Annotated in this window: 12 protein-coding genes; 2 read left to right on the top strand and 10 right to left on the bottom strand. The window is 66.1% G+C overall.

What is annotated here, in order from left to right:
• Window positions 1-4 precede the first annotated feature (4 nt).
• The 5 genes from AC10QF_RS07210 to AC10QF_RS07190 all read right to left on the bottom strand — a co-directional run bounded on the left by AC10QF_RS07210 (window position 5) and on the right by AC10QF_RS07190 (window position 4,065).
• Entirely contained in the window at window positions 5-286 is a 282-nt protein-coding gene (locus AC10QF_RS07210; RefSeq protein WP_494541984.1) for a hypothetical protein, read from the bottom strand.
• 573 nt (window positions 287-859) lie between these two features.
• Window positions 860-1,360 carry a hypothetical protein gene (locus tag AC10QF_RS07205; RefSeq protein ID WP_065178411.1) on the bottom strand — a complete coding sequence of 167 codons (501 nt, stop codon included), beginning with the start codon at window positions 1,358-1,360 and terminating at the stop codon, window positions 860-862.
• Window positions 1,361-1,553: 193 nt separating this feature from the next.
• On the bottom strand, window positions 1,554-2,654 hold the full coding sequence (locus AC10QF_RS07200) for an NADH:flavin oxidoreductase/NADH oxidase (protein WP_494541983.1): 1,101 nt from the start codon (window positions 2,652-2,654) through the stop codon (window positions 1,554-1,556).
• Window positions 2,655-2,813: 159 nt separating this feature from the next.
• The gene (locus AC10QF_RS07195; RefSeq protein WP_494541982.1) at window positions 2,814-3,620 is read right to left on the bottom strand and encodes an NAD-dependent protein deacetylase; all 807 of its coding nucleotides are present in this window, start codon (window positions 3,618-3,620) and stop codon (window positions 2,814-2,816) included.
• A 43-nt stretch (window positions 3,621-3,663) separates the two neighbouring features.
• On the bottom strand, window positions 3,664-4,065 hold the full coding sequence (locus AC10QF_RS07190) for an acyl-CoA thioesterase (protein ID WP_138953304.1): 402 nt from the start codon (window positions 4,063-4,065) through the stop codon (window positions 3,664-3,666).
• Between the two features lie 90 nt (window positions 4,066-4,155).
• Between AC10QF_RS07190 and AC10QF_RS07185 the strand changes: the two genes are divergently transcribed.
• Window positions 4,156-4,791, top strand: a complete 636-nt coding sequence (locus AC10QF_RS07185; protein ID WP_065178409.1) for a LysE family translocator — start codon at window positions 4,156-4,158, stop codon at window positions 4,789-4,791.
• A gap of 102 nt (window positions 4,792-4,893) precedes the next feature.
• On the opposite strand, the gene AC10QF_RS07180 is transcribed toward AC10QF_RS07185, so the two are convergent.
• The 4 genes from AC10QF_RS07180 to AC10QF_RS07165 form a co-directional block, all read right to left on the bottom strand.
• Entirely contained in the window at window positions 4,894-5,913 is a 1,020-nt protein-coding gene (locus tag AC10QF_RS07180) for a ribonucleotide-diphosphate reductase subunit beta (RefSeq protein ID WP_005420683.1), read from the bottom strand.
• A 147-nt stretch (window positions 5,914-6,060) separates the two neighbouring features.
• Window positions 6,061-8,463 (bottom strand): ribonucleoside-diphosphate reductase subunit alpha, encoded by a 2,403-nt coding sequence (locus AC10QF_RS07175; RefSeq protein WP_053499270.1) that lies wholly within the window; start codon window positions 8,461-8,463, stop codon window positions 6,061-6,063.
• Between the two features lie 641 nt (window positions 8,464-9,104).
• On the bottom strand, window positions 9,105-10,205 hold the full coding sequence (zapE, locus tag AC10QF_RS07170) for a cell division protein ZapE (protein WP_065178408.1): 1,101 nt from the start codon (window positions 10,203-10,205) through the stop codon (window positions 9,105-9,107).
• Complete coding sequence (locus AC10QF_RS07165) at window positions 10,202-10,873, bottom strand: alpha/beta hydrolase (RefSeq protein WP_494541981.1); 672 nt, start codon at window positions 10,871-10,873, stop codon at window positions 10,202-10,204. The genes zapE and AC10QF_RS07165 overlap by 4 nt, the downstream gene beginning before the upstream one ends.
• A gap of 43 nt (window positions 10,874-10,916) precedes the next feature.
• On the opposite strand from AC10QF_RS07165, the gene AC10QF_RS07160 reads away from it, so the two are divergent.
• Window positions 10,917-11,774, top strand: a complete 858-nt coding sequence (locus tag AC10QF_RS07160; RefSeq protein WP_494541980.1) for an EamA family transporter — start codon at window positions 10,917-10,919, stop codon at window positions 11,772-11,774.
• A 118-nt stretch (window positions 11,775-11,892) separates the two neighbouring features.
• On the opposite strand, the gene AC10QF_RS07155 is transcribed toward AC10QF_RS07160, so the two are convergent.
• Window positions 11,893-13,335, bottom strand: a complete 1,443-nt coding sequence (locus AC10QF_RS07155; protein WP_494541979.1) for an ExeM/NucH family extracellular endonuclease — start codon at window positions 13,333-13,335, stop codon at window positions 11,893-11,895.
• Between the last annotated feature and the right edge of the window lie 46 nt (window positions 13,336-13,381).

Here is a 13,381-nt window from a genome sequence, read left to right as displayed (position 1 = left end):
GCGGTCAGAAACTCTCCTTCAGGCGCATCAGGTGAGCACTGGCCTCTGCCCATCCTGTCAGGGTGCGCAGGCGCAGGCCATTCCTGAAGACATGGAATACCGGAGTTTCATGGACATCCAGTTCTTTCCAGCCCTGCGGCCCCGCTTGGAGCAGCATGGGATGAGAGGGATTGCTTCTGTTCCACTCGCTCACACCCGGCTGCGGCCACGCAGGAGACCGACGCACGACAAAGCGCACGCTGGATCGAATCCATATCCATTCTGGTTCGTTCAGGATCACCTGCATCGCGCGTCGCGAGGGAGCGCATGCCGGACTGACATAGACGACCACCTCCATTCCCTCCCTGTACGTCCAGCGCCGCCATTCCAGCTTCCCACCCGAAAGAGGGTGGAGAACGCCCGCTGGTCGGGTGCGTTCCGCTCTATCTCGGGAAGTTCATCTACACGCAATGACGCCCTCTCACGCAGCTCATTGGCCTCAGCAAAATGTCGAACCTGCACCAGGACCGCGTGCATTTTCCGGTGCGTTGTCTCTGTGGCAATACCTCTCCGCCCCAGTTCTGCATGAATGCATCGCACTTTGCCAAGCCATTTCTCGTCTCCAACGTACATTGAGATGTAGAAGCTGGCGCGGAACGCGGCCTCAAGATCCAGATCGCTCAAACTGCCGCAACCATCCCCTGAAGATCTGGAAGACTCCCATGACGAATAGGCATCCACCAGCTTCTCGACTCGGTCTGAAGCGCCAGCGGCCAACATCTCCCGGTCCATTTCACGCAGTTGAGCGTCTACTGGAGTTGCTGCCCACGTACTTGTGGGCAGCAGCAAACACCAAAGCAGCATGCGACCAATCATGCGATCAGCAACTCGACATGCAGATGCTGCTCATGGAGGTTGAACAGGTCGCACGCCCTGAACAGGCGTAGCCCGGATAATCTTCGAATACCGGGTTTGGATTGGCCGACCGCACGACCACATGATCCGCTTCCGACTCCTTCCGCAATCCCGGGATGTGCACAATTGCGCGCTGTGCCCCGAAGAGTGACAGGAGCCGATAGGCTTCACCTGCACTCAGTTCAGAGACGATGGGCTCGTAGCTGAAGCTGGCCAGTCCGCGATCTCCAAACACCAGCGAATCGACAAACTGCTTGCGCGCAAGGGGTGAAAGCAACATCAGTGGGGATTCGGGAGAGAGCTCGATCATGTGAAGATCAAGCCGCCCCCGCGAGTTCACAGGGGCGTGCATGAGCGAAACATTCTCCGCCCCGGTGACACTCGCGGCGTCATCACCTGCGACGGCAGGCATTGATAGGGGCAGTGAGAAAGCCGAGAGCAGAACCATCAGCATCATGGGTTTCATTGCGTTTCTCCATTGGCTGCACACCCATGTGTGCAGCTCAACGTTGCAATGTCCGCACCCAGCGCAATGAGGTGTCATTCACACAAAGTAGTATCCGCAATCATTCCTAGTTCGTTGCGACAGGCTATGCCGCAACTCGCCGTCACGCAGATTCCCTGCATCCTGAAGTGTCACAATGCGCTCGCAGATTGCGTCAGCGCGCCTTGAACACGCCACGCGCATCGCGCGGCTCGCAGCGCAGGTACTGCGGCGCCGGCTCCACGCTGTCGCGCAATGCGGCAGCAGCGTGCCACGGCCAGCGCGGGTCGTAGAGGATACCGCGTGCCAGCGCTACCGCATCGGCGTGGCGATGGCGCAGGATCGATTCGGCTTGCTCGGGCTCGGTGATCATGCCCACCGCGATCACCGGCATGCGTACCTTGGCCTTGATCGCCGCGGCGAACGGCACCTGGTAGCCGGGACCGACGGTGATCTTCTGGCGTTCGTCCAGGCCACCGCTGGAGACATGCAGGAAATTGCAGCCGCGCGCGTCCAGCACCTGGGCCAGTGCTTCGCTCTGCACCAGATCCCAGCCACCCTCGACCCAGTCGCTGGCGGAAATGCGCACGCCCACGGCGATCCTGTCCGATACCGCCGCACGCACCGCGTCGAACACTTCCACGAGCAGGCGCAGGCGGTTCGGCAGCGAGCCGCCATAGCCATCGGTGCGGCGGTTGCTCAGCGGCGACAGGAACTGGTGCAGCAGGTAGCCGTGCGCGGCATGCAGCTCGATCAGCTCGAAGCCCAGGCGCTCGGCGCGCACCGCACTGGCGGCGAAGGCGGCGATCACCTCGGCGATGCCGGCCTCGTCCAGTTCCTGCGGTGCCGGATCGGCGGCATGGAACGGCAGCGGCGACGGCGCGACCGTGGCCCAGCCACGCGCATCATCGGCCGGCAGCTGGCCGCCGCCGTCCCACGGGCGCTTCACCGAGGCCTTGCGACCGGCGTGGCCGAGCTGGATGCCCAACGGCATCGGCGACCAGCGGCGGACGCTGGCCAGCACCTGTGCCAGCGCGGCCTCGGTGCCATCGTCCCACAGGCCCAGGTCGGCCCAGCTGATGCGGCCGCGCGGTTCGACGGCGGTGGCTTCCAGGATCAGCAGGCCGGCACCGGACTGCGCCAGGTTGCCCAGGTGCATGGCGTGCCAGTCGCTGGCGCGGCCGTCCTCGGCGGAGTACTGGCACATCGGCGCGATGACGATGCGGTTGGACAGGGTCAGGGGGCCGAACGAGATCGGCGAGAACAGCTGGCTCAAGACGGTGATGAACGACGTAGGGGGTGCGTATTGCACCGCTGCGCGGCTCGCGGATCAACCATCTGGATGGATCGCTGTTTCGCGTGACCTGCAGCAGCCGAGCGTGCGCCCGGCTCTACAGAAGCCCTCGCCCCTGGTAGAGCCGAGCCCGTGCTCGGCTCAGCGCGCAGCCCACGTGGCCAGCGCTTCAGCGCAGTCCCGCTCATCCTTGAACAACAGCAGGTCGTCGGCTCGGGTGCGGCCTCGGTTCAGCGCCGCTACCGGCAACCCTGCCTTCGCGGCCGCCTGCACGAAGCGGAAGCCGGAATAGACCATCAGTGACGAGCCCACCACCAGCACGGCGTCGGCCTGCTGCAGGTGATCGTGCACCGCCGCCACCCGTTCACGCGGCACGTTCTCGCCGAAGAACACCACATCCGGCTTCAGCAGGCCGCCGCAGTACGGACAATCGGGCACCACGAACGTGGAGAAATCGGTCTCCAGATCGGCATCGCCATCGGGCGCGATACCGGCATCCAGCGCATCCCAGCCCGGATTGGCCTCCAGCAGCCGCTGCTGGAAATCCTCGCGGCCACTGCGGCGCTCACAGCCCATGCAGCGCACCCGGTCCAGGCGGCCATGCAGGTCGATCACCTTGTGGCTGCCGGCGCGCTGGTGCAGGCCGTCCACGTTCTGGGTCAGCAGCAGCTGCAGCTTGCCGCTGTTTTCCAGTGCGGCCAGGGCCTGGTGGGTACCGTTGGGCCGGGCCAGGCCGAAGCGCGGCCAGCCCAGCAGGCTGCGCGCCCAGTAGCGCTGGCGGGTACCCGCTTCGCCCATGAACGCCTGGTAGGTCACCGGCGGCGTGCGTTTCCACTGGCCGTCGGTATCGCGATAGTCGGGAATGCCCGAGGCGGTGCTGCAACCGGCGCCGGTCAGCACAAACAGGCGCTGGGCGCGGTCGATGAAGTCGGTCAGCGGCGAGGTCATGGCTGCCAGATGGGGGCGCCGCAGCGCCCGTGCAAGCGCCGGCTCAGGCGGCCGGCAGCGGCGGCACCGCGATCGGGTGGCCGTCCTCGTCCAGCGCGATCATCACGAAGTGGCCGCGGGTACACAGCTTGCGCTCACCGCTGTGCAGGTCCTCGGCGACCAGTTCGACCTCGACCTTCATCGAGCTGCGCCCGACTTCGACGATGCGGCCGATGGTTTCCACCATCTGGCCGATGCGGATCGGCAGCTTGAAGTCGACCTGGTCGCTGCGCGCGGTCACCACGGTGCGGCGCGAATAGCGGGCGGCGGCCAGGAAGGCGGCCTTGTCCATCCACGCCAATGCCTGGCCACCGAACAGGGTGCCGAGGTGGTTGGTGTGGTTGGGGAAGACGATTTCGGCCATGCGCACTTCAGTGGGCGGCACAGTGTCGGGGATCGGGGTCATGGGGGTGCTTCGGTGTGGGGTCCGTCAATTTTAAGCCAGGCCCCGTGCAGGCGGCGCTACACTGCGCCACGCCCACTGCCAGGACCGCCCATGCCCGCACTTTCCGACCTGCTGGCCTTCGCGCTGGTTTCCCTGGCCATGGTGCTCACGCCCGGGCCGAACATGATCTACGTCATCTCGCGCTCGATCTGCCAAGGGCCGCTCGCCGGGCTGATCTCGCTGGCCGGGGTGGCGCTGGGCTTCGTGTTCTACATGCTGTGCGCGGCGCTGGGCATCACCGCCCTGCTGATGACCGTGCCGTTCGCCTATGAGGCGCTGCGCATCGGTGGCGCGCTGTACCTGCTCTACCTGGCGTGGCAGGCGCTGAAGCCCGGCGGCCGTTCGCCGTTCGCGGTGCGCGAGCTGCCGCAGGACAGCCCGCGCAGACTGTTCACGATGGGCTTGCTGACCAATCTGCTGAACCCGAAAGTGGCGGTGATGTACCTGTCGCTGCTGCCGCAGTTCCTGCATCCGGACAGCGAAGGCAGTGTGCTGATGCAGTCGATCGTGTTGGGCTGCACCCAGATCCTTGTCAGCGTCAGCGTGAACGGCCTGATCGCGCTGACCGCCGGCAGCATCGCCGGCTTCCTGGCCGCGCGCCCCACCTGGCAGAGGGTGCAGCGCTGGCTGATGGGCACGGTGCTGGCCGGGTTGGCGGTGCGCATGGCGGTGGAAGGGCGGCGCTGATCGTAGAGTCGAGCCATGCTCGACTCTACAAAAGCCAGGCGCGCAACAAAAAACCCCGGCATCGGCCGGGGTCTTTCGTTGCGACAGGCCTGACCGGTTCGATCAGAAGTTCATGTCGAAGGCGACTTCGCCCTGCACGCCGACCTGGTAGGCCGAGACGCGGCGTTCGAAGAAGTTGGTCAGTTCCTGCACGTCCTGCAGTTCCATGAACGGCAGCGGGTTGCGCACGTTGTACTTCTTTTCCATGCCCAGCTTGGCAAAGTGCTGGTCGGCGCAGTGCTGCAGGTACTGGCGCATGTCGCGGGTGGAAATGCCAGCCACGCCACCGGACAGCACGTCCTCGGCGAACTGCACTTCGCATTCGATGGCTTCGGCCAGCATGTCGTAGACCTGCTGCTTCATTTCATCGTCGAACAGGTCCGGCTCTTCCTCACGCACCACGCGCACCGACTCGAAGGCGAACTCCATGTGCGCGCTTTCGTCGCGGAACACCCAGTTGGTGCCCGAGGCCAGGCCTGGCAGCAGGCCGCGCGAACGGAAGTAGTACACGTAGGCGAACGCAGCGAAGAAGAACAGGCCTTCGATGCAGGCAGCGAAGCAGATCTGGTTGAGCAGGAACTGGCGGCGCTGTTCGCGGGTCTCGATGCGGGTCAGGTCCTGGATCGAGTCGATCCACTTGAAGCAGAAATCGGCCTTCTTCTTGATCGAGTCGATGTTCTCCACCGCCGAGAACGCTTTGGCGCGCTCTTCCGGGTCCGGCAGGTAGTTGTCGAGCAGGGTCAGGTAGAACTGCACGTGCAGCGCTTCTTCATACAACTGGCGCGACAGGTACATGCGCGCTTCCGGCGCATTGAGGTGCTGGTACAGGTTCAGCACCAGGTTGTTGGACACGATCGAGTCGCCGGTGGCGAAGAACGCGACCAGGCGGTGGATCAGGTGGCGCTCGCCCGGCGACATCTTGCTGTGCAGGTCGGTGATGTCGATCTGGAAGTTGATCTCTTCCACCGTCCAGGTGTTCTTGATCGCATTCCGGTACATGTCATAGAACTGCGGGTAGCGCATCGGGCGCAGGGTCAGTTCAAAACCGGGATCGAGCAGCATCTGCTTGGGCTTGTCGGCCATGGGTGTTTCCTTGAATTCTCGGGTCAAAACGCCGGGCATGGCCCGGCGCTACCTTGGTGTTTCCGTGCTGCAGCCGAGCATGGCTCGGCTCTACAGGTGCGAGGTGTTCGAGTGCCGACCAACGGTCGGCACCCACCGCGCGGCGTGTTACTGGCAGGCCTCGCAGGCTTCCGGGTTTTCCAGCGAGCAGGCGATGGCTTCGTCCGGGCTGAACACCTTGGCCGGTGCGGCGGCACTCACCGTGGTCTTGGCGATCTTGGTGGCCGGGCGCGAACGCAGGTAGTAGGTGGTCTTGATGCCCTGCTTCCAGGCGTACATGTACATGGAGGACATCGCGCCGATGTTCGGGCTTTCCATGAACAGGTTGAGCGAGGCCGACTGGTCGATGAAGGCGCCACGCTCGGCGGCCATGTCGATCAGCGAACGCATCGGCAGTTCCCACGCGGTGCGGTAGACCTCGCGCAGCGTTTCCGGGATCTGCGCCACGCCGGCGATGGAGCCTTCGGCCAGCTTGATGGCATCGCGCATTTCCGGCGTCCACAGGCCCAGCTTCTTCAGCTCGTTGACCAGGTAGCGGTTGACCTGCAGGAAGTCACCGGACAGGGTCTCGCGCTTGAACAGGTTGGACACCTGCGGCTCGACGCACTCGTAGCAGCCGGCGATCGAGGCGATGGTCGCGGTCGGCGCGATCGCGATCATCAGCGAGTTGCGCAGGCCGTGTTCCTTGATGCGCTCACGCAGGGCATCCCAGCGCGCAGTGTCTTCCGGCACCACGTTCCAGGCATCGAACTGCAGTTCGCCGCTGGCGGCACGGGTGTCGTTGAACGACGGGTGCTTGCCGCGTTCCTGGGCCAGCTCGCAGGAGGTTTCCAGCGCGTGGAAGTAGATCGCTTCGGCGATCTTCTTCGACAGCGCGCGGGCTTCGGCGCTGTCGAACGGCAGGCGCTTGCGGAAGAACACATCCTGCAGGCCCATGCAGCCCAGGCCGACCGGACGCCAGCGCAGGTTGGCGCGGCGGGCGGTTTCGATCGGGTAGAAGTTCAGGTCGATGACGCGGTCGAGCTGGCGCACGGCCAGGCGCACGGTCTCGGCCAGCTTCTCGAAGTCGAACTCGTTGTGCTCGTCGAAGTGGTTGCCCAGGTTGATCGAACCCAGGTTGCACACTGCGGTTTCATCGTTGGAAGTGACTTCCAGGATTTCGGTGCACAGGTTGGACAGGTGGATCACGTTGCCCGGACGCAGGGTCTGGTTGCTGGCGCGGTTGCACTTGTCCTTGAAGGTCATCCACCCGTTGCCGGTCTCGGCCAGCGTACGCATCATGCGGGCGTACAGCTTGCGCGCGGAGATGGTGCGGTTGGCCTTGCCCTGGGCTTCGGCCTGCAGGTAGGCAGCCTCGAAGGCTTCGCCAAACAGGTCGGTGAACTCCGGCACGACGCGCGGATCGAACAGCGACCATTCCTGGTCGGCCTCGACGCGCTTCATGAACAGGTCCGGCACCCAGTTGGCCAGGTTCAGGTTGTGCGCACGGCGGGCTTCGTCACCGGTGTTGTCACGCAGTTCGAGGAAGTCCTCGATGTCGGCGTGCCAGGTTTCCAGGTACACGCAGGCTGCGCCCTTGCGCTTGCCGCCCTGGTTCACCGCGGCCACGGACGAATCCATGGTCTTCAGCCACGGCACGATGCCGTTGGAGTGGCCGTTGGTCGACTTGATCAGCGAACCACGCGAACGCACGCGGGTGTAGCTGACGCCGATGCCGCCGGAGAACTTCGACAGCTGGGCGATGTCGCCGTACTTGGCATAGATCGACTCCAGCGAGTCCTGCGGCGAGTCCAGCAGGAAGCACGAGGACAGCTGCTCGTGGGTGGTGCCGGAGTTGAACAGGGTCGGGCTGGATGGCAGGTAGTCCAGGTTGCCCATGCGCTTGTACAGCGCCAGGGTCTCGGACACGTCCTCGCTCAGCGCGCTGGCGATGCGCAGGAAGAACTGCTGCGGGGTCTCGATCACCTTGCGGGTGTGCGGATGGCGCAGCAGGTAACGGTCGTACAGGGTACGCAGGCCGAAGTAATCGAAGTTCAGGTCCAGCGCGCCGTCGATGGCGTCGTTGAGCTTGCGTGCATTGGTCTGCACGAAGTTCAGCAGGCGGTCGTTGATCAGGCCGACTTCATGGCCGCGGCTGACCGACTGCGAGAAGGCGTAGATTTCCTGGCCCGAGACTTCCTTGGCGATGTAGTTGGCCAGCAGGCGCGCAGCGAGGCGGCCGTACTCGGGCTCTTCACCGATCAGCAGGGCGGCGGTGCGGATGGACAGTTCGTCCAGCTCGCGGGTGGTGGCGCCGTTGTACAGGCCGGAAATGGTGCGGGTGGCCACGCGCATCGGATCGACGGCGTGCAAGCCTTCGGAGGAACGCTGCACCGCGCGCACGATCTTGTTCAGGTCCACCAGCTCGGTGGTCCCGTTGCGCTTGGTCACACTCATCGCGTTGGCCGTCGGCGGCGACGTCAACAGGAACTCGCTTTCCTTCTCGATGGTGGCGCTGGATTCGGTGCTCACGGCGTATGTCCTCTTGGCGTGATTGGGGGTGCTCGATGCATCGGGGTGACGCAGCCCGGGACATGACGGCCCAGGATGGCAGGACGGCGTCGCAGGGGATGAGACCCTGCGCCTGCCACTGCCGTTGACGATCGCGGATGGGTGCTGCTGCCAACCCCCAGACCTGGGGTTGCTGCGACCGACGGCCACAAGATAGTGGGGGTAGTGGGGTCCGTCAACGCCAAATGTAGTGAAATTCGGCAATCCCTTGCGCCGCAAGGATCGTGCCGACGGCGCCCGGATCAGACGCTTCAGACCTGCCGGAACGGGCTGCGCAGTCAAGCCCGAAAGGCGTCACTGCGGTGGCACAACGCACCGCGGAAACGGAACAATGACAGCTTCACATGACAGTGATGAAACTGGCTAGGGACAACCCTGTGGATAGGTGGTGGGCATCCGGTGGACGTCGGGATCACCCGCCGGGCAGCAACGCGAGGCCGCATGTGTCGGCCGGGCCGGATGAGCGGCCGTTGGGGAGCGCGGTTGCGCCCACCCGATAGCCGCGCCGTGCTGTTGTAGAGCCGAGCCCACGCTCGGCTGCTTCTGAATGATGTGCCGAAAAGCAGCCGAGCGTGGGCCCGGCTCTACAAACGGCACTACCCTCACGCCCGGTGCGGGGTGCCCAGGTACTCGGCGCTCTGCATCTCGATCAGGCGCGAGGCGGTGCGCTCGAACGCGCCCTGCAGGCGCTGGCCGGTGTACAGCTCGACCGGCGAGGTGCTGGCGGTGCAGACCAGGTTGACGTGGCGGTCGTACAACTCGTCGATCAGGTTGACGAAGCGGCGCGCGGCATCTTCGTTCAGGCGATCGAAGGCCGGAATGCCGCCCAGCAGCACCGTGTTGAACTCGTGCGCGATCTCGATGTAGTCCGAGGGCCCGCGCGGGCCCTCGCACAGCGCGGCGAAATCGAACCAGGCGATGCTCTTGCCGCGGCCGCGGACCGGAATCTTGCGGCCCTCGATCTCGATGTTGCCGGGCCTGGCCGGTTGGCCGCCGCTCAGTTCGCTCCAGCGCGTGGCCAGCCAGTCGTCGCTGTCGGCGGCCAACGGTGCGCGGTACACCGGCGAGCGGGTCAGCGCGCGCATCCGGTAGTCCTCGGTGCCTTCTGCGTACAGCTCCACGCAGAAGCGCTGCAACAGGCCGATGGCCGGCAGGAAGCTCTCGCGCTGCAGGCCGTTGAGGTACAGGTTCTCCACTGCGGTGTTGGAGGTGGTGACCAGGGTCACGCCCTCGGCGAACAGGCGCTCCAGCAGCCGCGCCAGCAGCATCGCATCACCGATGTCGGTGACGAAGAACTCGTCCAGCACCAGCACGCGCAGGTTGCTGCGCCACTCCTGGGCGATCTTCGCCAGCGGGTCGCTCTGCCCCTGGTGCTCGCGCAGACGCTCGTGGACGCTGCGCATGAAGCGATGGAAATGCGTGCGGTACTTCTGCTTGATCGGCAGCCCGTCGTAGAACAGGTCGACCAGGAAGGTCTTGCCGCGGCCGACGCCACCCCAGAAGTACAGGCCCTTGACCGGCTCGGGCTTCTTCCAGAACGAGGACAGGCGGTCCAGCCAGCCGTCCTCGGCACTGTCCAGCAGGCCCAGGTGGATGCGGTCCAGCTCGGCCAGCGCTGCATGCTGGGCCGGGTCGTCCTGCCAGTCACCACGGGCGACCCCTTCCGCGTACCGCTGCGACGGGGTCAACTCGGTTGCACTCATGCCGCCGCGCCCAGCCAATGCTTCACGCCGTGGGTCAGCGCGCCGCGCAGGTCGATCAGCTTGCGGTGGAAGAAGTGGCTGGTCTCGGGCATGCGCACCAGCTCATGCGGGAAGTCCAGCGTATCCAGCCACTGGTAGACAGCCTGCGGGTCGACGATCTCGTCCTGCTCGCCCTGGATCACCAGCCAGCGCGCCGGCGGTACGATGCCATCGAAGTCCCAGCGGCCGGCCGGTGGCGCGATCGAGATCAGCGCCTCCGGCTGCAGCGCGGCAGCCGCCTTCAGCGACACGAACGAACCGAAGCTGAAACCGGCCAGCCACAGGCGGTCGTCCGGGCGCTGGCTGCGCACCCAGGCGGCGACCGCCTTCAGGTCATCCTGCTCGCCCACGCCGCCATCGAAGGTACCGGCCGAAGCGCCGACGCTGCGGAAGTTGAAGCGCACCGTGGCGATGCCCAGCTCGCGCAGGGTGGTGGCGGTCATGGTGACCACCTTGTTGTGCAGGGTGCCGCCTTCGGTGGACAGCGGATGGCAGACGATGGCCACGATCGGCTGCACCGGCACATCGGCCTTGGGCAGGTCGACGACCACTTCCAGCGGGCCGGCCGGGCCATCCAGTTGGAGACAGGCGGTTTCGCCGGGGGCGACGGGGAACGAGGGCTTGTGCATGGCACCATGATACCGTCCCCCGCCCCTGCCCTGTGCCCGCCCCATGCTCTACCTGTCTTTGGCCGTGATCTGCAGCGTGCTGGTTTCGGTGATGTTGAAGGTGGCTGGACGCCGCCAGCTGGATGTCGCGCAGATGGTCACCTGGAACTATCTGGTGGCGGCAACGCTCACCGCGGTGGTGCTGCAGCCGCCGCTGGATGCGCTGCGCGCGCCGCATGCGCCGTGGCTGTCATTGCTGGCGCTGGCGGTGGTGCTGCCCTCGATCTTCCTGGTGCTGGGCCGCGCAGTGGCGGTGGCCGGCATCGTGCGCAGCGATGTGGCGCAGCGCCTGTCGCTGCTGCTGTCACTGGCTGCCGCCTTCCTGTTCTTCGGCCAGAGCGCGACGCCGTGGAAGCTGGTCGGCCTGGCGCTGGGCCTGGTCGCCATGGTGGCGATCAGCCTGCGCCCGCGCGGCCCGGCGGTGGCGTCCTCGCCCGGCGGCTGGGGCTGGCTGCTGGGCGTATGGGCCGGGTTTGCGGTGGTCGACGTGCTGCTCAAGCAGGTGGCGCTGTCGGGCACGCCGTCGATGGCGGCGGTGCTGGCCAGCTTCAGCGTGGCCTTCGTGCTGATGCTGGCCCTGCAGCTGTGGCGGCATGTCAGTGGCCGCAGCCGGCTGGCCTGGCGCAACCTCGGCGCGGGTGCGCTGCTGGGCCTGCTCAATGGCAGCAACATCCTGTTCTATGTGCATGCGCACCAGTCGATGCCGGACAACCCGGCCACCGTGTTCGCCGGCATGAACATCGGCGTGGTGATGCTGGGTGCACTGGTGGGCGTGTTTGCCTTCGGCGAGGCCACCACGAAGTGGAACCGTGCCGGTTTGGCGCTTGCGGTGCTGGCGATCGGCTTGATCGCCTGGGGGTGAGCATGTGCATCGGGGTCAGAGCCCATTCCGTAGGAATGGGATCCGACCCCTGACGCGACCATTGCCCCGGGGTCGGATCCCATTCCCACGGAATGGGCTCCGACCCCGGCTTTGAGGGTTATTTGTCGAAACCCAGCAGCAGCGGGTCGTGGTCGGAGCTGCGCCACGGGCCCTGCACGTTGCGGCCCTGGTAACCGCTGGCGTCCTGCTCGTCGGCGTTGCTGTGCCATTCGGCGGCACCGCGCAGGCGCTTGGCCATGCCCGGGCTGAGCAACGCGTGGTCAAGGCGGCCGGTGTAGCCGTTGTAGACGTAGCTGTAGGGATGCTCGACCTTGACGACCTTGAACGCGTCCTGCCAGCCCAGGTCGTGCAGGGTGCGGATCGGGTCTTCCATCGCGTAGGCGTTGAAATCGCCGAGCAGTACCGCGTCCTTTGTACCGGTACCGGTCGGATCCGTCTGCAGCCAGGCATGCAGCTGCTGCGCCGAGGTCACGCGGGTGGCGTTCCAGCAACCCTGGTTGTCGTTGCGGTCGGCGTCGGCGCCGCTTGCGTCGCGGCAGCCCTTCGACTTGAAGTGATTGGCCACCACCACGAACGGCGCGCCCTGCTTGCCCTGGAAGGCCTGCGCCAGCGGCACGCGGCTGTGCTCGACGAACGGGCCGCCGGTCAACGTGGCCGGCGTGCCGACCGGCTGCAGGCGTGAGCTGCGGTAGATGATGCCGACCCGGATCGGGTTGTCGCCGGGGCCGTTGCCGGCATCGACGAAGCGCCAGTCGCCCTGCGCGCCGCGGTCACGGTTGAGCGCATCGACCAGTTCGGCGATGGCCGACTGCGGTCCGTAGCCGTCGTTCTCCAGCTCCATCAGCGCGGCGACGTCGGCGCCCAGCGCGTTGACCGTGGCGACCAGCTTGGCCACCTGCGCTTTGTGCTCGTCCAGCGTGCGGGCGCCGCGCAGGGTCGGGAAGCCGCCGCCCTGACCATCACCGTTGAAGAAGTTCTCCAGGTTGAAGGCGGCCACGTGCAGGCTGCCTGGCACCGTCGGCACCGCCGGACGCTTGAGTTCCGGCAGTTTCAGCGCACCCTCGACCCGCAGGCGCGGACGGCCCTGTGCATCCACGCGCACGATGCCCTCCACATTGCGCAGCTGCATGCCAGTGCGCAGCACCGGGTTGCCCGGCAGGTAGGCCACGCTGGCCGGATCGCGGGCATCGCTGCCATCGTCCAGCACCAGGCGACGACGCTGGTTGTCGGCCATCACCTGCTCGTAGCCGGCGGTGCCCGGCGCGGCCACTTCGGTCGGCTGCCAGAGGCGGCCATCGAAGGCCACGGTGAGCTGGCCGAAGCGCTCCAGGCCATCGGTGCCGGCCAGGGTGAGCGGTGCGGCGATGCGCACGCGCTGGCCATCCAGCGCGCGCCAGTCGGCCGGCGCGGCGGTCAGCACCACGGTGGCGCTGCTGCGCGCGGCGGAGGGTGGCGCGACCGGTGCGGCCTGCGGCTGGGCCTGGGCAAAGGCGCTGGCCGGCAGCAGGGACAGGGCAAGGGCGAGGGAACGGCGGCGCATCGACGGGCAATTCCTTGGAAGAGGGCGCACAGACTAACCCTGAAAT

The sequence above is a fragment of the Stenotrophomonas maltophilia complex sp. Om-AH-Sm3 genome (assembly GCF_059337855.1).
This window is presented reverse-complemented; position numbering and strand designations above follow the sequence as displayed.